The sequence below is a fragment of the Comamonas koreensis genome, from assembly GCF_021026195.1.
Lineage (GTDB): Bacteria > Pseudomonadota > Gammaproteobacteria > Burkholderiales > Burkholderiaceae_C > Comamonas > Comamonas koreensis.
Genome location: NZ_JAJNCT010000005.1, coordinates 758,998 through 781,009, shown reverse-complemented (window position 1 = coordinate 781,009; position 22,012 = coordinate 758,998). Strand labels below are relative to the sequence as shown.

The following is a 22,012-nucleotide window of genomic DNA, read 5'->3' as shown; positions in this document are numbered from 1 at the left end:
TCTCCTGCCCGGCACGCGCCCGGGCACTTTCTCTTTCATTGTTTGAAACACACTTTCAGGATAGAACACCATGGCTGTTATCAATTCCGTCGCTTTCTGGGCACCCGGCACGCTGTACCTGCCAGGCGACGACGGCAAGCGCATCGAGATCAAGTTCCGCGCACGCTTTAAGCGCCTCAAGAAGTCCGAACGCACGGCGCTGGAACACCGCATTGAAGCCAACAAGATGACCAAGGAAGTGCGTGCCTTGCTGCGGCAGCGCCTGGACGACCCAGCAGAGATCATTGCAGACGGCGTGCGCGCGTTCATGGAAGCCACGATGGTGGCTAAGCCCATCACCGATGCGGAGTTTCTGGCCATCACCTTGGTCGACCTGGACATCAAGGACGTAGATGGTGAGCCCATCATGTACACGCCCGCTGCGGTAGCCCAGCTCGAAGAGGAACTCGACGGCTTTGAAGCCGAGCTGGTCCGCCTCTACGTGCGCACCACCAATGAAGGCAGCTCGGCTCAAGGGGCGGAAAAAAACTCCGAGACGCGGTCCGGCACTACTTCCAGCTGAGCCAGGCCGCGTCTGCCCAAGACAGCGAAACCGAAGAGGCGAGCATGCGCGAGCAGTGGCGCATGCTCAATCTGGACCCGGACCAAGCCCAAGCCGCACACGCAGAAGCAGATGCGGCGAGTGAGCCCGATGAAACCGACATCGAGATCCTGCCGGGGCTAGAGAACGCATGGCAATGCTTTATCGCCACGTTCAACCAGTGGCGCGTCATCTCTGGCATGAGCGGCGTCTATTACCAGGCCATCGACGCATCAGCTTTGCAGGCAACGATGGACATGCTGGGGATTGCGCAAGAGCTGCGGCCCGACCTCTTCTGGCAAGTGCAGATTTGTGAAGGCGAGGCCCGGGTGTGGCGCAACAAGCAATAAGTCGGCATTAGGAACCAGCACAAAACATGGCCACCAACAACACCGTTGAATACCGCGCAACCCTTGACCCTTCGGGCATCAAGACAGGCGCGGCACAGGCCAATCAAGCCCTGAACAGCATCGGTGCCGGTGGCCTCAAGCCAGCGGCTGCAGGGCTTGAAAACGCTGCTCAGTCGGCGAAGGGCCTGGCCAGGACAGCGACAAGCACCGCGCAAACGGTCGGCTCCATCGGTGAGGCAGGCACCCAGGCTGGTGCCCAGACGGCCCGAGGCATGGAGCAAGCCACTGCAGGCGCCACAAAGCTCAAAACTCAGGCAGCGGCCGCTGGCCAGGCGGTTAATTCCATCTCCACCCAGGCAGCGCGCCAGGAGCTGAACGAATATGGCATGACAGCGGGGCAAATGTCCCAAGCCATGCGGATGCTGCCCATGCAGGTGACCGACTTCAGCGTCAGCGTTGCCAGCGGTATGCCGATCTACATGGCCGCCATCCAGCAGGGCGGCCAGCTCAAGGACAGCTTCAATGGCGTAGGGAACGCCCTGAAGGCCACTACGGGCTTTGTCTTGGGCTCCATTGGCCCGTTGTCGATTCTCGCTGCTGGAGCAGCGGCGGTCGCGCTGGCCTATTACCAGGGCTCAAAGGAGATGGACGGCTACAACAAAGCTGTCATCCTCTCTGGCGGCGCTGCTGGGGTGACAGCTCTCCAACTGTCCGCAATGGCCCGCGAGGTGGACGCGGTGACCGGCACGCAAGCAACGGCTGCTCCAGTGCTGGCCGAAATGGCGCGCAGCGGCAAGATCGCTGGCGAGAGCCTGGCCGAATTCACCATCATGGCGCAACGAATGGAGAGTGTTGGCGGCAAAGCCATCAGCACCACCATTCAGGAGCTGGAGGAGCTGGGCAAGAAGCCTGTAGAGGCGTCTCTCAAGTTGCAGGAGCAGTACAACTACCTCACACCGGCTGTTTTCCGGCAGATCAAAGCCCTGGAGGCTCAGGGCAAAACGGAAGAAGCGGCAGCGCTCGCCCAGAAGACCTATGCCGATGCAATGTCGACGCGGGCCAAGCAGCTGGATGGCGAGCTGGGCTACATCGAGCGCGGCTGGCGTGCCGTTAAGAAAATGGCCGCCGAGGCATGGGATGCCATGGCCAACGTCGGCCGGCCGACCACCATAACTGACCAAGCTCAAAAGCAGATCGACGCTCTGCGGGCGGAACTTGCGCGCCGCAAGGAAAATAACCAGCGCTTGAATATCAAGGATGGTCAAGCGACGCGCGATCTTGAGCTGCAGCTTGAAAACGCCATAGGACTGCAGCAGGCGGTCGCCTCGGTGGATAAGGCCACAGGGGACGCGCTGGCTCGTGCCAACAAGCAGCGTCAGACCGGGATAGAACTGCAGCAAGAGCTGACCAAGTACGCGACCAAGCAGTTGCAAAAAGAGCAGGAGCTTGCGGCTGCGAAGGGCAAGTATGTTGGGTACATCAAGGAACTCAAGGACAGTGGCGAATACAAGGAAGCGAAAAAGGCTCAGGAGGCATATGACCAATTGGTCGCCGGAATCAACGAACGCTACAAGGGCGCCGGGGGCTCCAAGGGGGGCATCAAAGTTAGCGATAACGAGCTGGCCAACATGCAGGCCCAGCTCAAAGCTGCACAGGACTATTACCAGCAGCTCGTCACGCTGGGCGCTGGCGCGGCCGGGCTGAACTCGGCCGAGCGCGAGTCTCTCGTGATTGGCGAGCAGATCAAGCGCACCACCGACGAAAAGGTCATTGCCAAACTCAAGGAAAAACAGGCCATCGCGGACACGCTGGGCGTGCAGCTGCGCACAAATTCCGGCCTGGAAGAGTCCTATCAGGCGCACCAGAAAGCCATCGACGCCAATTTCCAGGAGGCCGAAGCGCTTAAGCAGAAAGCGCTGGACCAGGAGGCGGCCAACGAAGTCATGGGCAAAGGCCGCACTGCCATCCAAGAGATGACGCTGGCCACCATGCAGCACCAGCTGCAGGAAGCCGAGGGCAGCAACAGCTTTGACCCGGCCTACATCGCGGGGCTGAAAGAGAAGATCAAATGGCAAGAGGCCTGGACGAATTCCCTAAAAAATGCTGACCTCAAGGCTATCAATGCGCACACGGACGAATTGCTGCGCAGCGCACAAGCGCTGGGGGCTACCTATGAGGATGAGTTGAGCCTGAGCGGCAAGACGGGCCTGGAGCGCGCCAAGATTGCAGCCCTACGCCAGGTAGAACTCAAGTACGCGCGTGAGCTGGCCCGGGTGGACAATTCCAACCTTCCCGATGCAGACAAAGAATTTCAGCGCGGCAAGGTCTTGGAGGCCCAGCAGATTGAAAGCGCAGCTGCTGTGTCCAGGGCCACGACACAGTTCATGGCCGAGACCTCGGACAGCATCAACAGGGGGCTGACAGACGCCCTGATGAATGGCTTTAAGTCAGGGGAAGGCTTTGCCAAGGGCTTTGGCAAGTCCGTCAAGGACATGTTTAACAGCATGGTCCTGCGGCCCACGCTCAGTTTTATCCTGCAGCCCTTCGCCGCCCAGCTCAATGCCATGATCCAATCAGCCCTCGGCGGGTTGAGCATTGGCGGCGGCGGTGCGGCCGGAGGCGGAAGCGGGCTCATGGGTTCCCTGGGCAGTGGAGGGCTGACCAATTGGTCGGGCCTGGGCGCATCTGCCGCTGACTGGATGTGGAACAACGGGATCTCCATGGTCAACAACGGCTTTACCTCCGTTGGCGGGGCCATGATGGACTTCAGCAGCACCATCGCGGGCGTCGACAACTGGTTCAAGGGCCTTCCTGGCTTTAGCGGCGGGCTTGGGTCTGCCTTTGGCTATTTAGGCTCCATCATCTCTCTCGTGCAAGGCAACTACGGCTCGGCTATCGGCTCGGCCATTGGCACATTCATCCTGCCAGGCATCGGAACAATGATTGGGTCCGTCCTGGGCAATCTGGTGGGCGGGCTCTTTGGACGCAAGCTCAAGGAATCGGGCATTGAGGGCGAGTTTGGGGGTGAATCAGGCTTTGAAGGAAGGCTCTACAAGTTCTATAAGGGCGGCCTCTTCCGCTCCAACAAAACCAAGTATGAGGACATGCCCGAAGAAATGCGCAAAGGCCTGGGCGACCAGTTCTTGGCGATGGACGAATCGATCCGCTCGATGGCCGGAATTGTTGGCCTGGGCAGCAGCGCGCTGGATGGCTTCACGGCCAAGATCAAGATCAACCTTAAAGGCTTGAGCGACGAGGAAGCCGCGAAGAAGCTGCAGGAGGAGTTCCTGAAGGTTGCCGAGCAGATGGCAGGGCTCGTGCTGACCACAGACGAATACAGCAGGTCTGGCGAGACCCAGCTGGAGACGCTGACCCGCTTGTCCGTGAGCCTCACCAGCGTGAATCAGCTATTCGATGTGCTGGGGCTTACGATGCTCGACGCGTCCCTGGCATCCGCCGACTGGGCCAGCAAGCTCATAGAGGCCGCAGGCGGCGCCGATAAGCTTGGCCAGGCGGTCAATAAGTACTACGACCTTTACTACAGCGACGACGAGAAGCGCAGCAATGCGGTTCGCCTGGTCAACAAAGGGATGGAGGATAAGGGCCTGGACCTGCGGGTAGAGGACATCGACGCCAAGAAGAAGTTTCGGGCCCTTGTCGAGAAGGCCATTGCGGATAAGGACGAAGAGCTGCTTGCATGGCTTCTGCAATTTGCAGACGACTTTTCAGCAGGTGTTGACGCAGCGACTGAAGGCGTGGAGAAGGCCACCAATGACATGGCCGACCGCATGAAGCAAGCGCAGGAAGAGCTGGAGCAGTCGCGCAAAGACACGCTCAATACCCTGGGTCTTTCGATGGACAGCCTTACCAAAGGCTTCATCAACGAGATCAATGAAGGGCGCGGTGCGACTGCCGGGGCCTGGCTAGCAGATGAGATCGCCGCTGGCTTTGAACAGTCGGTGTATGAGCGAGGCGTGAATGCCATTCTCACAACCATGCTCGACGGCATGATCACGCCGATGGTCACCGCCATGGTGACTGGCTCTGCCGTGACTGATGCGGTCAGCAGCGCCGCAATAGAGAACATGATCAAAAACGCTGAGGCGGCCATGATCGCACTCAACACCATCTTGCAAAGCGACGAGTTCAAGCAGGGAATGGAAAAGCTCAAGATCACGGTACGGCAGCTGGGAAATACAGCAGGGGCACAGATCCCCCCGATGTCGACATATCGGCGCTCTGTTGTTGCAACCGGCAACGCTGCCGACTATTCGAGCTCCAAGCTTGACAGCGCGGCTGAAGAAGCAAAGCGCTTGGCTGATGAGTGGAAGCGCCTGATTGAGACAATGACCGACAGCGTCAAGGAATTGCGCGGTGAAGCTGCAGGCACGGGCCAAGAAGGCTTGTCGTACTGGCGCACACAGCTGGCAATTGACACGGCTGCAGCGAAAGCGGGTGACCAAGAGGCGGCCGGGCGCCTCACTGAAATCGTCAAAAAGCTGTCTTCGCTCGAGGCCACCAATGCCGCCAGTTCGCTGGACAACCAGCGCGCGCAAGCCCAGCTCGCGCAAAGCCTGGAAGACACTGCACGGTATCTGGCCAAGAAATACGGTATCAGCATTCCAGGGTTTGCGGGCGGCGGCACGCACACAGGAGGGCTGCGCATCGTGGGCGAAAACGGCCCAGAGCTGGAAATGACGGGACCATCGCGCATTCTCAACAACGACCAACTGGGAGACCTGTTTGCGAGCCGCAGCAGCGATGACGGCCAGGCCCTAGCGGGAGCCGTCAGCCGCATGCATATGGACCTTTTCGCCTCTCAGCGTTCCACCAACAAACTGCTGATTGAGATACTGCGCCTTTTTGAGTCCTGGGACCGTCGCGGTATGCCCCCCGTTCGGCCTGTAATGGTGACTGCATGACCACGCCTCAGTTCACCATCCTCAAGCCGCTCGACGTGACACCAGCCATGCTGGTGAGCACCAACGTGCCCAATGAGGCCATTCCCGCCTGGGCTCCCGGCAACTATGTGCTTAAACAGCAATGCGTGAGCGACAGAAGCATTTGGGAAGCCATCATGGTTGGAAACAGCGCGGCCAAGCCTGCGAAAGGAGACGGGTTTTGGGTCCGGGTTGGCGCGGTCAACAGCTGGGCCGCCTTGGACCGCCAAAAGCTCCGGCCTACGCGCGTGGCAAGCGGCTATGCGAAATACGTCTTTCAGCCAGGCCAAGTGATATCTGCCTTTGCGGCCATCAACATGACAGAGGTCCGCCAGACTACAGTCAAGCTGATCGACCCCGAGTTCGGCATCGTCTACGACGACACGCGAGTGGTGGGTGAGCTGCCTATTGCGGCGGACTGGCATGCATTTCTGATCCTGCCCTGGGAGTACGGCGACGATACGCAGGGCTTTTTTATGGATCTGCCCTCGTACCCAAATGCCAGGCTGGAGGTCGAGTTCACCGGAACCGAGAGCATGGAGATAGGCGCGATGCTGTTCGGTATGGCCCGTTCATTTGGTGCGGGCATCCAATGGGGACTTGAGGCCAGCTTGAAGGACTACAGCTCCAAAGAAGAAGACCGTTGGGGCAATATTGAGATCACTGAGGGTTTCGTAGCGGATACGGTCGATGTCGAGCCGCGCATCTATACCTCCGAGTTCACCCAGCTGCAGCGCTTTCTAAAAAGTCTCGTCGCTACCCCCGCGCTTTACATCAACGTCCAGGACCAGGCCGCAACCAACGTCTACGCGCTGTTTCAGGACATGCGGATCGTGATGTCCAACGTCAAGTACTCCGACCTGTCCATTCGTCTGCAATCGCTCATCTAGAGACCGTTATGGCCACTTCACTGCAAAACCCTGCCTACGTACCACCAACTCGCCCAGCGCCCACGCCCATGATGAGCCGCCCGGTGTTTGTTACGACGGCCTTCAACTACACCGCAGACCAGGAGCCGTTTCGTGTGGGCATGAACAATTTGTCCAGCAACGTGTACAGCAATGCGGTCTACACGTTTGAGCAAGGCCAATTGGCTATTGCCGCACGAAATGCGGCCGCAGGACATGCGGACGCAGCTGCTGCCAAGGCTGCCGAGGTAGACCGCGCAGCAGCAGATGTTCGGGCTGCACTCGACGCCATTGAGGCCGGTCCTGTCGCCTCTGTCATGGGCCGCACTGGCGTAGTGACTGGCTTGGTAGAGACAGCCATTGGAGCTACGCGCAACAAGTCGCAGCTTATGGCTAATGCGCCAATCGGCCAGTGGGTAGCGTATAGCGATACCACCGGCTCTGGTGCGGATTGGCCACCAGGCCACCCGACCGTCAACTGGTGGAATGTTCTGACATACGGCACATCTATCGCAGTGGGCCGCGTCACTCAGAGGGCTTCTCAGGCACTCGATACCGGCTATCAAGGCTGGATTTTCGAGCGGCAGTTGCATGACACAACGTGGGGACCCTGGCAACGGATATTGACTAGCAGGACTTTGATTGAGTCAGGAAGGCACCTTGGCGCAGCTGCACCCTCTTACACGGTAGATCCCAGCATTGCCACAGTGAACTGGGTTGAAGTCTTCAATGCGGTAACAATCAATGTGCCCAACCCGAGGGGCTTTGGCGACCAGCTGACGATCCTGATTTCGATGGTAAATGCCTCGCCGATTACGTTCTCCAGCAACGTTAAGCTGCCCGTGGGCGGGGTTCCAGCGCTGAGCGCCAACACCATCACGACGATGGCGCTTATCGCCCGCGTTGACGGCGTTTGGAACCTCCATATAGGAGGTGCCAACCCATGGTGATGGCCCGCATGATCTCGGCACTTGGCGGCCACGTCTCTATGGCGATAGCCGCAAGCGTGCGTAGCCCAGACATTGCCGCCCTTGCGCGTGCTCGTGGATGGAATGGCTCGGGCCAGATCACCTGCACGATCAACACTGGGGTAGATGTTGCCTCGCTCAACATCGCTGGCATTCCACATGACCGCCTGACGATCATCAACCGAGGGCGCATTGGTGGCGTAGTCAACGGTGGCACCGCAATTTACACACGCACTCGCATTCGCATCGACAACACCTCGGGGACCATCTTCGGCGGTGGAGGAGCAGGCGGGAATGGGGCCTGGAAGGCCATCTTCCGGGGTACTGGGTATGTAGGTACTGGCAATGGTGGATCGGGCGGCAGCGGGGCCGGTTTCAACAACTCCGGCACCCCGGTATTTGTGTGGCAAACGTCCGGTAATCCTGGCACATCGCAAACAGTGGGCGGGCCCTCCATCGGTGGCTCCACTCAAGGTGTGGCCACGGGGGGCAGGGGTGGAGACGGCGGCGCAATGGGAATGCCTGGAGGCAGCGGAAGCTACGGTTCAACCAGTGGAACCTTTGACTCGCAGTCTGATGGCGCGATTGGAATGGGAGGCGCTGCTGGGGCGTACGTCGATGGGAACAGCTTTGTGACATGGACCGCCAACGGCACGCGCCTTGGCTTAGCGATCAACTGAGGATGAATATGTTTATTGATGCAACTACCAAAGAATGGGGGTTGAGCCAGGCTGACATCATGCAGCGCCACCCATCGACGATCTTTCCGGAGCCCTTTGTACCTTTGGAGCAATACCAACAGGTGCTAGACCAGCCGCAGCCCGGCTTTGATGGTGCCACCCACAAGGCGGTCGAGGTGGAGCCGCTGGAGACCGAGGATGGCTACCTGCAGCAGTGGGAAGTTGTGCCGCTGAGCGCTGAAGAGTTGGCCCAGCTAGAGGCTGAGCGCCTGGCTGCAGAACAGGCGGCCCGGGATGCGGCACGTATCACCATTTCCCGCACGCAAGGGCTGGTCTACATCTACCGAAACCTGCGGGTTACTGAGGCGGAAGTAGAGGCGCTGATTGCAGGTATGGAAGATGAGGATGCCAAGTACGAGGCTGGCTTGTATTTCCGCGCTGCAACCTGGGATAGTGACAACCCCCATGTGCTGATGTTTGGCGCTGGCATTGGCCTGGATACACCGACCAAGCTGGAGGATGCATTCAGCGCAGCTCTGACGCTGTAGCAGCTGTGGCGCCGCGACCTCAGCCCTTTGGGAGTGCGGTTGATTGGACAGGCTCTTGCCTGCATATATTGCGGCACGTCCAGGCGGGAGCCTCAGCTGGAAGCCTTGGTCATCTGGGAGCCGTCTTGCACTTCCAAGCGGCTGGCCAACCCAGAATAGAGGCTTTGCAACTGCTGTAATTTCTTTTCAATATATGAAAGCCAAAGGGCGGGGAGTTATGACACTCCACCGCCCTTAGTTATCTCGCCGCGCTTCACCCGGCGCCGTCCTGCCCCGCTGCCGGGTCTGACACCTGCCTCTCTCCGCATGAAAGCCAACGCGTCTTCCTCTTCGCAGCGGGCCTACTGGCTCAAGACCTTGCATGAATGGCACTGGGTCAGCTCCGCCATCTGCCTGGTGGGCATGCTGCTGTTTGCGGTGACGGGCTTCACGCTCAACCATGCCGGCCAGATCGAGGCCAAGCCCGCCGTGGTGCTGCGCGAAGGCACCTTGCCCGCGCCGCTGCTGCAGGGCCTGCAAAAGGCGGCTGCCAGCCATAAAGAGGCCGCAGACACCGCCCAGCCGCTGCCTGCCGATGTGCAAGGCTGGCTGCGCGCAGAGCTGGGCGCCGACACGCGCAAGCGCGCGGTGGAATGGAATGAGGACGAGGTCTATGTGGCCCTGCCACGGCCAGGTGGGGATGCCTGGGTGCGTGTTGCGCTCAGCGACGGGCAGGCCGAGCATGAATCCACCGACCGGGGCTGGATCTCCTACTTCAACGATTTGCACAAGGGCCGCCATGCGGGCCTGGCCTGGACCTGGTTCATCGACATCTTTGCAGGCGCCTGCCTGGTGTTCTGCATCACCGGTCTGTTCATTCTGCAGATGCATGCTGGCCGCCGCCCCATGACCTGGCCCATGGTGGGCCTGGGCCTGCTGGTCCCTGCGCTGCTCGCGCTGCTGCTGGTGCACTGAGCGCGCGGCCACCGTCTTTTTATTCCGAGGAGAGCACATGACAAGCACTGTTTCGCGTTTCACCGTGGCCTTGACGGCGGTGGCCGGGCTGCCGGCCGTTGCCGGTGGGCTGAATGTCGGCGTGGAGCTGCCACGCCTGGAGGTGGCCGAATACCACCGCCCCTATGTCGCCGTCTGGCTGGAGCGCGCCGACGGCAGCGTGGCCGCCAACCTGTCGGTCTGGTACGAGGTGAAAAAGCGCGATGCCGAAGGCGCGAAATGGCTCAAGGACATGCGCCAGTGGTGGCGCCGCAGCGGCCGCGAGTTGAGCGTACCCATCGATGGCGTGACCCAGCCCACCAAGCCGGCAGGCAAGCATGCGCTGTCCTTCTCCGAAGGCAGCAACCCGCTGCCCAAGCTGGAGCCCGGCCAGTACAAGCTGCAGATCGAGGCCGCACGCGAAGTCGGTGGCCGCGAGCTGGTGAGCATTCCTTTTGAATGGCCCGCCAAGCAGGCCACCAGCCTGTCTGCCCAGGGCAAGACGGAGCTGGGCGAGATCAAGCTCGAACTCAAGCCCTGATCCAACACAACACTATTTATGAGGAGAGTCACCATGTTTTCTGCCACCCGTATTGCCGCCGCGCTGGCGCTGAGCTGTGCCGCCATCGGCGCCCAGGCCCACAGCGTCTGGATGAAGCCTTCCAGCACCGTGCTGTCCAAGGCGGACTGGGTCACGGTCGATGCTGCCGTGTCCAATGACATGTTCTTCTTCAACCACCGCCCGCTGGGCCTGGACAAGCTGGTGATCACGGCGCCCGATGGCAGCACGGTGGAGCCCAGGAACGCCCACAAGGGCGAGCTGCGCAGCGTCTTTGACCTCAAGCCCGAGCAAGCCGGCACCTACCAGCTGGCCATCGTCAACAGCGGTGTCATGGGCTCCTACAAGGATGCCGCTGGCCAGATGAAGCGCCTGCGTGGCAGCGCCGAAGAGATCGCCAAGCAGATCCCCACCGATGCCAAGGACGTGCGCGTGGCAGAAAGCATCAGCCGCATCGAGACCTTTGTGACCATGGGCAAGCCCAGCCCGCTGCGTTTGAGCGGCAAGGGCCTGGAGCTGGCGCCTGTCACCCACCCCAACGACCTGGTGGCGGGCGAAGAAGCCACCTTTGCCTTCCATGTCGATGGCAAGCCTGCTGCCGATGTCGAAGTGGTGCTGGTGCCCGATGGCAAGCGCTACCGCGATGCCGTCAACGAGATCAAGCTCAAGACCGATGCCCAGGGTCACGTCAAGGTCAAGTTCCCCACGGCTGGCATGTACTGGCTGGATGCGGACGTGAAGGACGACAAGACCTCGAACCCCATCGCCAAGGAACGCCGCCTGGCCTATGTCGCCACCCTGGAAGTACTGCCTTAAGGCGCGGTCGCCGGTGACTGCAACACGGACAAGCGCCGGCCTGATCGCGGAGCCGCTATGAGCACAGTACCGCGCATCCACTATGGCGCCGGCATCTGGCAAATCCCCCAGGCCCAGGCCCGGGGTGAAGGCCAGCCTGCCCTGGCGGGTCAGGCTTTAGCCGGCCGCTCCTTTGCATCCCCCGCCTGGAGGGCGCCTGCGATGCACCCTGCGCAGGATGGCAGCCTGCACAGCCTGCAGGGCGCAACGATGGGCACCACCTGGTCGCTGCGCCTGGCCAACCCGGGCTACGCCCCGCTGGCGCCGGTACAGGCGCTGGTGCAGCACACGCTCGATGCCGTCATCGCGCAGATGAGTAACTGGGAGGCGGACTCCTGCGTCTCGCGCTTCAACGCCGCCGATGCGGGTAGCTGGCACGTGCTGTCACCCGAGCTGGCGCAGGTGCTGGATGCGGCCCTGCACTGGGCCCGCGCCTGCGATGGCGCCTATGACCCGACGGTGGGCGCGCTGGTGTCGCTCTGGGGCTTTGGCCCGCGTGCAAACCCGCAGGCGCCGCACAGCGGCCAAGCACCAGCGCAGGCCGATATTGACCGCGCGCTGCAGGTCTGCGGCCACCAGCGCCTGCAGTGGCAGCCGCAGCAGTGGCTGCCACAGCAGCGGCGCTTGCTGCAACCCGGTGGCCTGCAGCTGGATCTGAGCGGCATCGCCAAGGGTTATGCGGTGGACTGGGTCGCCGAGCGCCTGCGCGCGGCCGGCTGGCAGCATGCGCTGCTGGAGATTGGCGGAGAGATCCGGGCCTGGGGCCAGAAGCCCGGCGGCCAGCCCTGGCGCGTAGCCGTGGCAGGTGTTGCCGGCGATGAACCGCTGGTGGTGCCGCTGGGCGATGGCGCGCTGGCCAGCTCGGGCGACCACTGGCATGTGTTCATGCAGGGTGGCCAACGTTTTTCACACAGCCTGGACCCGCGCAGCGGCCGGCCCGTGGCCCATGCGCTGACCAGCGTGACTGTTTACCACCGCGACTGCATGCATGCCGATGCGCTGGCCACCGTGCTCACGGTGCTGGGGCCCGAGGACGGCTGGCGGTTTGCGCTGCAGCAGCAGCTGGCGGCGGTGTTCCACACCCATCCCGATGCCGCGCAGCCGCAAGGCCTGCGCCGTATGACGCCGGCCTGGGAACAGCGTTTTGTAGGCAGCATGAAGCGATGATTGATTGGATAGCAAGCCCTGCGCGGATGGCAGGCGCAGCAGGCTTGGTGACGGGGTATGCGCTGCTGTGTGCCGGCATTGCAGCGCGTTTGTGGCGCCAGCGCCGGGCTGAGCGCCAGGAGCAGCTCGCGCTGCAAGCGGGCAACCAGCAAGGGGCGCCGGTGCTGGTGGCCTATGCCAGCCAGACCGGCCGGGCCGAGGCCCTGGCGCATGAGACCGCTAGGGTGCTGCATGCCGGCGGCTGCGCGGTCCAACTGCGGCCGGTGCAGGCGCTGCGCTTGGCCGACTTGCAGGCCTGCTCGCAAAGCCTCTGGCTGCTGTCGACCACCGGCGAGGGCGATGCGCCCGACGATGCGCTGCCTTTTGTGCGCCAGGTGCTGGAGCAGGCGCAGCCGCTGCCCGGGCACAGCGCCCAGGTGCTGGCGCTGGGCGACAGCGAATACGCGGCCTTCTGCGCCTTTGGCCTGAGGGTGCAGCAGTGGCTGCAGCAGCAGGGCGCCAAGGCCGATGTGCTGTGCATGGACAACGGCGATGAGGCCAGCCTGGTCGCCTGGCAAGGCCAGACGGCCGAGCTGCTGCAGACGCTGACCGGCCAGGCCGGCGAGGGCTGGCGCCAGCCGGAAGCCGCCCAGCCCTGGGTGCTGCGCCGCCGCCAGTTGCTGAACCCCGGCAGCCAGGGCGGCCCGGTGTACCTGCTTGACTGGCAGCCGCAGTCCGGTGCCTTGCCACGCTGGGAATCGGGCGACCTGGTGTCGCTGGCGGTGCCGGCCGATCCGCAGCGCAGCCGAGATTATTCGATTGCCTCGGTGCCCGAAGATGGCCAGCTGCAATTGCTGGTGCGCCAAAGCAGGCGTGCCGATGGCACACCGGGCCTGGCATCGGGCTGGCTGTGCGAGGGCATGGCCGTGGGCGATGTGTTGCCGATGCAGCTGCGCGCGCACAGCGGTTTTAGATTGGGTGACAACGCCGAGCGCCCCTTGCTGCTGATCGGCAATGGCACCGGCCTGGCGGGCCTGTGCAGCCATATCCGCGCACGCATTGCGAAGGGTCGCTCCGACCAATGGCTGCTGTTTGGCGAGCGCAAGCCGGGTGAGGATGCGCTGCTGGATGCGCAACTGCAGCAGTGGCTGGCCGCTGGCCAGCTGGAGCGCCTGGACCGCGCCTGGTCCCGCGATGCCACCGACCCTTGTTATGTGCAGCAGTTGCTGGAGCGCCAGGGGCAGCGGCTGCAGGGCTGGGTCGCGCGCGGCGCTGCGATCTATGTCTGCGGCAGCCAGCAGGGCATGGCGCAGGGCGTGGATACCGTGCTGCGCCAGGTGCTGGGCGCCGCGGAAGTGGATGCCCTGGCGCTGGCTGGGCGCTACCGGCGCGATGTGTACTGAGGCCTAGCCTGCCCAGAAAGCCTAGGCGGTTGCCAGGCTGCTGTCGGCCTTGCTCGCCAGCTCCGCCTTCGCAAACGAAATGTCTGCACCGTGCGTCAGCTTGGCAGAGGCTTGTTCCCAGGTGCCAGCACCCTTCAGCACAATCGCCAATGGCCCTTCGCCCTTGCTTTGCAACTGCGGCGCCGTCTGCGTCAGCTCCAGCACGCTGTTGCCCAGCGCGATGGTGGCACTGTTGCCGCCGTCGGCGGCGTGGATGTGGGCCTTGTCGCCCAGCAGCGCGCGGTAGCGCTCCAGGCTTTGCAGCAGGTCGCTGACGGCCACCGTCAAGCGCGCCACACCGGTGGCGCCGTTGGCATGCTGGCGCACTTCGCCCTCGGGCACGCGCAGCTTGCGCGGGGTGATGTCGCCGCAGAGGAAGGGCAGGTCATGCGTGTGCGGGCGGCCGGTCTGCCATTGCAGTTTTTCGCCATCGGGGCGCAGGCGGCCGCCATCGAGCGGGCCTTGCAGCTCCAGGCCGCGCGCCTTGGCCGCAGCAATCACCTCGGCGGTGCTGGGCGGCAGCAGTGCAAAGTCGATGATGCCTTCGCCATGCTGGTCGAGCAGCTGCCACCAGCGGTCCTGCGGCGCCGGGCTGCGCCAGGCGATCAGCTCGAAATAGGCGCCATCCTCAAACACCACCAGCGCATTGTGGGTGGGGCGGCCAGGGTGTTCGCCGCCGCGCACGACTGTAAAGCCCAGTGCAGCGTAGTCGTCAATGGTTTTGTCGAGGTCGTGGACCGCGATCACGATGTGGTCAAGTGTCAGTGCCATGAGATAGTTCCGTAAAAAAGGGGGAGGGACGGGTGTCAGGCCGCTTGCTTCTGCGTCTGGGCCAGCGAATTGCTGTGCTCGACGCTTGCGCGGATGGTCTGCGGCTGGCGCAGCAGGTTCAGGATCGGGCAGGTGCGCTCCACGGCGGCAAACAGCGCATCGATGTCGGCGCGCGGCGCGGGCGAATCGATATGCACGGTGTAGGCAATGTCATGGGGCCAGACGGGCGTGGCCTCGTGGCCGGGCTTGCCGGCGCGCGGGTCGATCACGCCGCTCACCTCCACGTCCAGGCTGGTCAGCGGTATCTGTTGGGCGGCGGCCTGGATCAGAAAGATATGGGTGACGCAGCTGCCCAGCACACCCAGCTGCAGCTCGGGCGAGCTGGGGCCCAGGTTGTAGCCGGCAAAGCTCGGCGGGCTGTCGCTGATGACCTGGTGCTCGCGGATACGGATGCGGCGCACGCCGCTGCGCCCTTCGGCGCTCACGCTGGCGCGCAGGTCCGTGGCCTGGGCCGTGCCGGCATCGATCTGGGCATCGCGGGCCAGTACGGCGCCGCGCTTTTCAGCCAGGTAGTCATTCAAGGTAGCAGGGCTTGCACTCATGGAGTCTCTTGGAAATGTGCTGCATCGGCGGGAGGTGATGCGTGCCTACGAACGAAAACACGTTCTCAGCCCATTGTTGGCGCGCATGCCCCGTCCGTGAACTGCGCAGATCGCATGTGCATATGCGGCCCCCGCGCATGTGCTTATGCGCAAACCCTCTATGCTGCGGCGGGCCTGGCGGCTGCAGGCTTCATCGGTTTGCGCATATCGATGCTCCGAAAAATACCTTCTCGCCGCCCGCCAAATGCCTAGCATGACACACCCAGATGGCGGCACTTTCTGCAAGGGTGCCGCTGCCCGGCGGCCGAGGTTGGCGCGCCGGTGCAGGCAAGGTTGCCCGTGGCTAGCGAGGGTGGTGCGTGGTGTTGAAAGCGAATAAATTCAAGAAATTGGCGGTATGGAGCGCGGCAGTGCTGGCGCTGGGTGGGCTGCTGTCGGCCTGCTCCAAGACCGAGAGCGTGGCCGAGGCCAAGACCGACACGGGCCCGGCCAGCGGTGGCGCGCTGGTGTACCTGGAGCAGCAGGCGCATACCAACCTCTACCCGCCAGCGGGCGGTTTCTACCCGAACGGCGGCGTGCTCAACCAGATCACCGACAAGCTCACCTACCAGGACCCCAAGACGCTGGAGATCCAGCCTTGGATTGCCAAGAGCTGGACCATCAACGACAGCGCCACCGAGTTCACATTCGAGCTGCGCCCGGGCGTGACTTTCTCCGACGGCACGCCGCTGGATGCGGCAGCCGTGGCCAAGAACTTTGACACCTATGGGCGCGGCAACAAGGCACTCAAGCTGCCGGTGTCCGAAGTCATCAACAACTACGAGCGCAGCGAGGTGCTGGGCCCGCTGACGGTGAAGTTCTACTTCAGCAAGCCCTCACCGGGCTTCCTCCAAGGTACCTCGGTGATCGGCTCGGGCCTGGTGGCTTTGCAGACCTTGGAGCGCCCGTTTGATGAGCTGGGCGATGCCACCAAGATCATCGGTTCGGGCCCATTTGTGGTGGCCAGCGAGACCCTGGGCAAGGAGCTGGTGCTGTCGGCCCGCAAGGACTACAACTGGGGCCCGGCGCAGCTGGCGCACCAGGGCCGCGCGCGCCTGGATGAAGTGCGCTTTATCGTCACCCCGGAGGACAGCGTGCGCATTGGCGCGCTGCTGTCGGGCCAGGCTGGTGTGATCCGCCAGGTGCAGGCCTATGACGAAAAGCGGGTGGAAGAGCAAAAGTTCGTCATCTATGCACCGTCCACAAGGGGCGTGAACAACAGCATTGTTTTCCGGCCCGACAACGCGCTGGTCGCCGATCTGAAAGTGCGCCAGGCGCTGCTGCATGCCACCAATACCCAGGAGGTCGTGCAGACGCTGTTCTCGCACAACTACCCGCAGGCCACCTCGGTGATTGCGTCCAGCGCGCTGGGCTATGTCAACCTGGCCAGCAAGCTGGCCTATGACCCGCAAAAGGCGCAGCAGCTGCTGGAGAGCGCAGGCTGGACACCGGGGCCGGACGGCATCCGCCAAAAGGACGGCCGCGCGCTGGCGCTGGCCGCCTATGACTCGCTGCCCCAGCCACAGAACAAGGAAACCCTGCAACTGGTGGCCCAGCAGTGGGCCAAGGTGGGGGTCAAGCTGCAGGTGCTCAGCGGTGATGCTGGCGTGCGCATCGTCGACAACCTCGATCCGGAGAAAACCCCGGTGGCGACCGGCATGGTGGGCCGCGCCGATCCCGATGTGATCAAGAGCAACTACTACCCGACCAACCGCAACGTGCTGTTGCAGCAGGGAGGCGTGAGCCAGAAGGTCAAGGGCTTTGTCGATCCGCAGCTCAATGGCCTGCTGGAGGCGATTGCCGCGCAGACCGATGCCCAGAAGCGCCTGGCGCTGACGGCCGAGGTGCAGAACTACCTGATCGACCAGGCCTATGTGATCCCCATTTTTGAAGAGCCGCAGGCCTTTGCCGCTGCCCCCTGGGTGCGCGATGTGGGGTTTGAAGCCGTGGGGCGCCCGAGCTTCTACAGCACCTGGCTGGCCAAGCGCTAAGGCGCAGTACCGCTGAGCGGCAAGGAGTTCTCCGATGTCCTTCTATCCCTATCTGGCCCGGCGCAGTGCCCAGGCGCTGCTGGTGCTGTGGGCGGCGTTCACCGCGTCCTTCGTGCTGCTGCAGCTGTTGCCCGGCGATGCGCTGCTGATCAAGTTCCTCAGCCCCGAGCTGGGCCTGGGCCCGCAGGAGGTGGCTGACATCCGCGCCGCCTATGGTGCGGACCAGCCCGTGTGGCAGCAGTACTGGCACAGCCTGACGGGCTTTGTCAGCGGCAACTTTGGCTATTCGCTGCAGGCCGGCGTGCCGGTCAGCCAGGGGCTGGCCACCAGCCTGCCGCCCACCTTGCGGCTGGCCGGCCTGGGCTTTGCGCTGGCGGTGGTGTTGGCCCTGGTCCTGGCACTGCTGGCCCAGCTGGCGCCCTGGCGCTGGCTGCGCGGCGCGCTCTATGCGCTGCCCTCGGTGTTTGTGTCGGTGCCCGTGTTCTGGCTGGGCATTGTGCTGATCCAGCTGGTGTCGTTCCGCCTGGGCTGGATCCCCGTGATCAACCCCGGCAAATGGCAGGGCCTGGTGCTGCCGACGCTGACCTTGGCGATACCGATAGCGGCGCCACTGGCGCAGATCCTGCTGCGCAATGTGGACGAGGTGCTGACCCAGCCCTTTGTGGCCGTGGCACGCGCCAAGGGCGCCCCGCGCCTGTGGCTGCTGCTGCGCCATGTGGCCGGCAATGCTGCGCTGCCGATGCTGACGATGGCCGGCGTGCTGTTTGGCGAGTTGCTGGGCGGCGCCGTGGTGACCGAGGCCGTTTTTGGCCTCAATGGCCTGGGCAGCCTGACCCAGCAGGCCGTCGGCAACCAGGACAGCGCCGTGCTGCAGGCGGTCGTGGTCATCTCGGCCACCGCCTTTGTGCTGATCAATCTTGCGGTGGACCTGCTCTACCCGCTGTTCGACCCGCGTTTGCGCAACCGTTTGGGAGTTTGACCATGTCTGCAAGCACTTCATCACCCGCCGGCCTGGCGGCCTTGGCCGCCGAGCCGGCCCTGCTGGGCGCAGCCCGTGGCACGGCCAGCGCTGCGGTGCAGGCTGCGCCGCAGCGGTTGGCCGCGCCAGGCCTGCCTGCCATCTTCTCTGCCGCTTTGCGGCGCCTGCGCGCTGCGCCGTTGGGCCTGTTGCTGGCCTGGGGCGTGTTGGCGCTGGTGGCCCTGTGGGCCATCGCGCCGGGCTGGTTCACCAGCTACAACCCGGTGCTGGGCACCGCCGGCCAGCAGCTGCAGGCGCCCAGCGCCGCGCACTGGCTGGGGACGGATGCGCTGGGCCGTGACAGCTATGCGCGCCTGGTCTACGGCGCCGTGCATTCGCTCAGCGGCGCCTTTGTCGCGGTGAGCGTGGGCCTGGTGCTGGGCACCCTGCTGGGCCTGGTCGCCGGCGCAGCGGGCGGCTGGGTGGAGGACGCGGTGATGCGCTTCGTTGATGTGCTGCTGTCCGTGCCCTCGTTGCTGCTGTCGCTGTCGGTGATCATCATCCTGGGCTTTGGCACGGTGAATGCGGCGCTGGCCGTCGGGATTGTCTCGGTGGCCAGCTTTGCGCGCCTGGTGCGATCGGAAGTGGTGCGGGTGCGCCGCTCTGACTATGTGGAAGCGGCACTGGGCAGTGGCGGGCGCTTTGCGGCCGTGCTCTGGCGCCATGTGCTGCCCAATTCGCTGACCTCGGTGATCGCGCTGGCCGCCTTGCAGTTTGGCTCGGCCATTCTGGCGATCTCCACCCTGGGCTTTCTGGGCTATGGCGCGCCGCCGCCCACACCCGAATGGGGCCTGCTGATTGCCGAAGGCCGCAACTACATCTCCACCGCCTGGTGGCTGACGGCCGCGCCCGGCCTGCTGGTCGCAGCCGTGGTGCTGGCGGCCAACCATATCAGCGCCGACCTGACCCGGAGGCGCGCATGACGGACAGCACCATTCCTGTACTGCAGGTTGAGAACCTGTCGATCGCCTACCACGACGGCCAGGCCGAGCAGCGCACCGTGCACGAGGTCTCGTTCTCCATCGCCGCCGGCGAGGTGCTGGCCCTGGTCGGCGAATCCGGCTCGGGCAAGACAACCACCGCGCAATCCATCATCGGCCTGCTGGCCGACAACGGCCGGGTACAGGCCGGCAGCATCCGCATCAACGGCACCGACGTGGCGGGCTGGTCGCAGCGCCAGCTGCAGGCGCTGCGCGGCAAGGTGGTCAGCCTGATTCCGCAGGACCCAACCACCTCGCTGAACCCGGTGCGCACCGTGGGTGACCAGGTCGGCGAGATGCTGCGTCTGCATGGCTGGCGCGACAAACAGCAGATTGCCCAGCGTGTGCTGGAGCTGCTGCAGAAAGTGGGGCTGTCGCAGCCCGAGCTGCGCGCGCGCCAGTATCCGCATGAGCTCTCGGGCGGCATGAAGCAGCGCGTGCTGATCGCCATCGCGATTGCGCTGCAGCCTGCACTGATCATTGCCGATGAGCCCACCAGCGCGCTCGATGTGACGGTGCAGCGCCGCATTCTGGATCTGATTGACGACCTGCGCCGCGAGTTTGGCACCGCCGTGCTGCTGGTGACGCATGATCTGGGCGTGGCCGCTGACCGTGCCAACCGCCTGGTGGTTCTGCAAGCGGGCCGCATCCAGGAGCAGGGGACCACCGCCGATGTGCTGCGCAACCCGCAAAGCCGCTACACGCGCCAGTTGCTGGCCGATGCTCCATCGCTGGGCACGGCGCCGGCGCGGGCGCCAAGGGCGCTGGATGCGGAGCCGGCCATTGTGGTGCGCGATCTCGTGCATGACTTTGCGGTGGCGGGCCAGCGCGGCCTGTTCCGCGCGGTCGATGGCATCTCGTTCGAGGTGCCACGGGGCAGCACGCATGCCATCGTGGGCGAGTCCGGCTCGGGCAAGACCACGACCATCCGCGACGTGGTGGGCTTTGGCAAGCCGACGGCCGGCAGCATCACGGTGGAAGGCATTGATGTGACGGCCTTGCGCGGCGAGGCCTTGCGCCAGTTCCGCAAAACCGTGCAGCTGGTCTACCAGAACCCGTTCAGCTCACTCGATCCGCGCCAGAGCATCTACGCGATCATCGAAGAGCCGCTGCTGAACTTTGAGCGCCTGCCACCTGCCGAGCGCGAGCGCCGTGTGCACGACATGCTGGCCCGCGTAGGCCTGCCGCCCGCAGTGCTGACGCGCCGGCCGCGTGCGCTTTCGGGCGGCCAACGCCAGCGCGTGGCCATTGCCCGGGCGCTGATCCTGCAGCCGCGTGTGCTGGTGCTGGACGAGGCCGTGTCCGCCCTCGATGTGACCGTGCAGGCGCAGATTCTGGCGCTGCTCGACCAGCTGCAGCGCGAGTTGCAACTGACCTATCTCTTTATCTCGCACGACCTGGCCGTGGTGCGCCAGATTGCCGACACCGTCTCGGTGCTGCAGGGCGGCCGCCAGGTTGATGCCGGGCCGGTGGACGAGGTGTTCTCGCGCCCCGGCAGTGCCTATACGCGCGAGCTGATCGCCGCCATTCCCGGAAAAAAGCATGCCTATGAACCAGAGCCTCTCCCCGCACTCGCTGCCTAGAAAACGCCTGGGCTTTTTCAGCCGCCTGCTGGACCAGGCCAGCGCCGCCGAGCGCTACCGCCTGGTGAGCGAGCAGATCCAGCATGCCGAGGCCCATGGCTTTGACACGGCCTGGGTGGCGCAACACCACTTTCATGAAGCCGAAGGCGGCCTGCCTGCACCGCTGGTGTTTTTGAGCCATGTGGCGGCGCGCACCCAGCGCATCCGCCTGGGCACCGGCATTGTCACCTTGCCGATGGAGAACCCGATCCGGGTTGCCGAAGACGCGGTGGTGCTGGATCTGCTCTCGGGTGGCCGGCTGGAGTTTGGCGTGGGCACCGGTGGCACGCCCGAATCCTTTACCGCCTTTGGCCTGCGCAGCGACGACCGTGCCCGCATCTATGCGCAGCACCTGGCCGTGCTGCGCAATGCCTGGGCGGGGCTGCCGCTGCCAGGCGGCGATCGCCTCTACCCGGCCGGGCCGCAGCTGTTGTCGCGCATCTGGCAGGCCACGTTCTCGGCCGCTGGGGCCGAGCGCGCCGGCCTGGCTGGCGACGGGCTGATGCTGTCGCGCACCCAGCCGCGCAGCGCCGAGGCGCCGGGTGCCAGCCTGGCCGACATCCAGAACCCCTTGATCGACACCTACCTGGCGGCGTTGCCGGCTGGCACGGCGCCGCGCATCCTGGGGTCGCGCACCTTGTTTGTGGCCGAAGACCGCCAGCGTGCGTTGCAGCTGGCCGACGTGGGCCTGCGCCGCAGCCTGGCGCGTGCCGCCGCTGCGAACCCGGGTGGCCCGGCCAGCCAATGGGGGCCGGATGCACCGCTGGCGCAGCTGCTGGCCGCCTACGACGTGCATGTGGGTACGCCCGATGAGGTGATTGCCTCGCTGCGTGCCGATACCGCGCTGGCGCGGGTGACCGACATCTCCTTCCAGGTGCATTCGATCGACCCGCCGCATGCCGACATCCTGCGCTCGATCGCGCTGACCGCGCAGTATGTGGCGCCGGCGCTGGGCTGGTGGCGCGATGACGCGCCGGTGCCGCCCGCAACCGCCTCTGCCCCTGTGCTCGCACCGGCGCTGGCCTGATTTTTTTGGAGTGA

General features: G+C 64.1%; 19 protein-coding genes. 17 read left to right on the top strand and 2 right to left on the bottom strand.

The genetic code is table 11. The annotated features are described in order from the left end of the window. Positions 1–70: 70 nt before the first annotated feature. From LPW39_RS05815 to LPW39_RS05760, 12 genes are all read left to right on the top strand, one after another. Positions 71–562 (top strand): hypothetical protein, encoded by a 492-nt coding sequence (locus LPW39_RS05815; protein WP_230772100.1) that lies wholly within the window; start codon positions 71–73, stop codon positions 560–562. Positions 563–624: 62 nt separating this feature from the next. Then, positions 625–930: a DUF1799 domain-containing protein gene (locus LPW39_RS05810; RefSeq protein ID WP_230772098.1), complete on the top strand. Its 306-nt coding sequence runs from the start codon at positions 625–627 to the stop codon at positions 928–930. 26 nt (positions 931–956) lie between these two features. Next, complete coding sequence (locus tag LPW39_RS05805) at positions 957–5,852, top strand: phage tail length tape measure family protein (RefSeq protein ID WP_230772096.1); 4,896 nt, start codon at positions 957–959, stop codon at positions 5,850–5,852. Then, complete coding sequence (locus LPW39_RS05800) at positions 5,849–6,760, top strand: hypothetical protein (RefSeq protein WP_230772094.1); 912 nt, start codon at positions 5,849–5,851, stop codon at positions 6,758–6,760. The genes LPW39_RS05805 and LPW39_RS05800 overlap by 4 nt, the downstream gene beginning before the upstream one ends. A gap of 8 nt (positions 6,761–6,768) precedes the next feature. Next, positions 6,769–7,728, top strand: coding sequence for a hypothetical protein (locus tag LPW39_RS05795; RefSeq protein WP_230772092.1), 960 nt, complete (start codon positions 6,769–6,771; stop codon positions 7,726–7,728). Then, positions 7,722–8,426 (top strand): hypothetical protein, encoded by a 705-nt coding sequence (locus tag LPW39_RS05790; protein ID WP_230772090.1) that lies wholly within the window; start codon positions 7,722–7,724, stop codon positions 8,424–8,426. Before LPW39_RS05795 ends, LPW39_RS05790 begins: the two co-directional genes overlap by 7 nt. Before the next feature lie 41 nt (positions 8,427–8,467). Then, entirely contained in the window at positions 8,468–8,974 is a 507-nt protein-coding gene (locus tag LPW39_RS05785; RefSeq protein WP_230772088.1) for a hypothetical protein, read from the top strand. Between the two features lie 306 nt (positions 8,975–9,280). Further along, on the top strand, positions 9,281–9,928 hold the full coding sequence (locus LPW39_RS05780; RefSeq protein ID WP_230772086.1) for a PepSY-associated TM helix domain-containing protein: 648 nt from the start codon (positions 9,281–9,283) through the stop codon (positions 9,926–9,928). A 37-nt stretch (positions 9,929–9,965) separates the two neighbouring features. After that, positions 9,966–10,487 carry a DUF2271 domain-containing protein gene (locus LPW39_RS05775; protein ID WP_230772083.1) on the top strand — a complete coding sequence of 174 codons (522 nt, stop codon included), beginning with the start codon at positions 9,966–9,968 and terminating at the stop codon, positions 10,485–10,487. A 33-nt stretch (positions 10,488–10,520) separates the two neighbouring features. Next, the gene (locus LPW39_RS05770; RefSeq protein ID WP_230772082.1) at positions 10,521–11,321 is read left to right on the top strand and encodes a DUF4198 domain-containing protein; all 801 of its coding nucleotides are present in this window, start codon (positions 10,521–10,523) and stop codon (positions 11,319–11,321) included. A 57-nt stretch (positions 11,322–11,378) separates the two neighbouring features. Beyond that, on the top strand, positions 11,379–12,527 hold the full coding sequence (locus LPW39_RS05765; RefSeq protein ID WP_230772080.1) for an FAD:protein FMN transferase: 1,149 nt from the start codon (positions 11,379–11,381) through the stop codon (positions 12,525–12,527). After that, positions 12,524–13,909: a sulfite reductase subunit alpha gene (locus tag LPW39_RS05760; protein WP_230772078.1), complete on the top strand. Its 1,386-nt coding sequence runs from the start codon at positions 12,524–12,526 to the stop codon at positions 13,907–13,909. The genes LPW39_RS05765 and LPW39_RS05760 overlap by 4 nt, the downstream gene beginning before the upstream one ends. 21 nt (positions 13,910–13,930) lie before the next feature. Here LPW39_RS05760 and LPW39_RS05755 read toward each other — a convergent pair whose 3' ends face one another. Then, positions 13,931–14,719 (bottom strand): VOC family protein, encoded by a 789-nt coding sequence (locus LPW39_RS05755; protein ID WP_230772076.1) that lies wholly within the window; start codon positions 14,717–14,719, stop codon positions 13,931–13,933. A 35-nt stretch (positions 14,720–14,754) separates the two neighbouring features. Next, the gene (locus tag LPW39_RS05750; RefSeq protein WP_230772074.1) at positions 14,755–15,321 is read right to left on the bottom strand and encodes an OsmC family protein; all 567 of its coding nucleotides are present in this window, start codon (positions 15,319–15,321) and stop codon (positions 14,755–14,757) included. Positions 15,322–15,686: 365 nt separating this feature from the next. Between LPW39_RS05750 and LPW39_RS05745 the strand changes: the two genes are divergently transcribed. The 5 genes from LPW39_RS05745 to LPW39_RS05725 are packed head-to-tail and all read left to right on the top strand — an operon-like array spanning position 15,687 to position 21,998. Continuing rightward, on the top strand, positions 15,687–17,351 hold the full coding sequence (locus tag LPW39_RS05745; protein ID WP_269075744.1) for a TIGR04028 family ABC transporter substrate-binding protein: 1,665 nt from the start codon (positions 15,687–15,689) through the stop codon (positions 17,349–17,351). A 34-nt stretch (positions 17,352–17,385) separates the two neighbouring features. Next, complete coding sequence (locus LPW39_RS05740) at positions 17,386–18,330, top strand: ABC transporter permease (RefSeq protein WP_230772070.1); 945 nt, start codon at positions 17,386–17,388, stop codon at positions 18,328–18,330. A gap of 2 nt (positions 18,331–18,332) precedes the next feature. Continuing rightward, positions 18,333–19,292: an ABC transporter permease gene (locus tag LPW39_RS05735; protein WP_230772068.1), complete on the top strand. Its 960-nt coding sequence runs from the start codon at positions 18,333–18,335 to the stop codon at positions 19,290–19,292. Then, entirely contained in the window at positions 19,289–20,932 is a 1,644-nt protein-coding gene (locus LPW39_RS05730; RefSeq protein ID WP_230772066.1) for a dipeptide ABC transporter ATP-binding protein, read from the top strand. The genes LPW39_RS05735 and LPW39_RS05730 overlap by 4 nt, the downstream gene beginning before the upstream one ends. After that, on the top strand, positions 20,898–21,998 hold the full coding sequence (locus LPW39_RS05725) for a putative FMN-dependent luciferase-like monooxygenase (protein WP_230772064.1): 1,101 nt from the start codon (positions 20,898–20,900) through the stop codon (positions 21,996–21,998). Before LPW39_RS05730 ends, LPW39_RS05725 begins: the two co-directional genes overlap by 35 nt. The last annotated feature ends 14 nt before the right edge of the window (positions 21,999–22,012 follow it).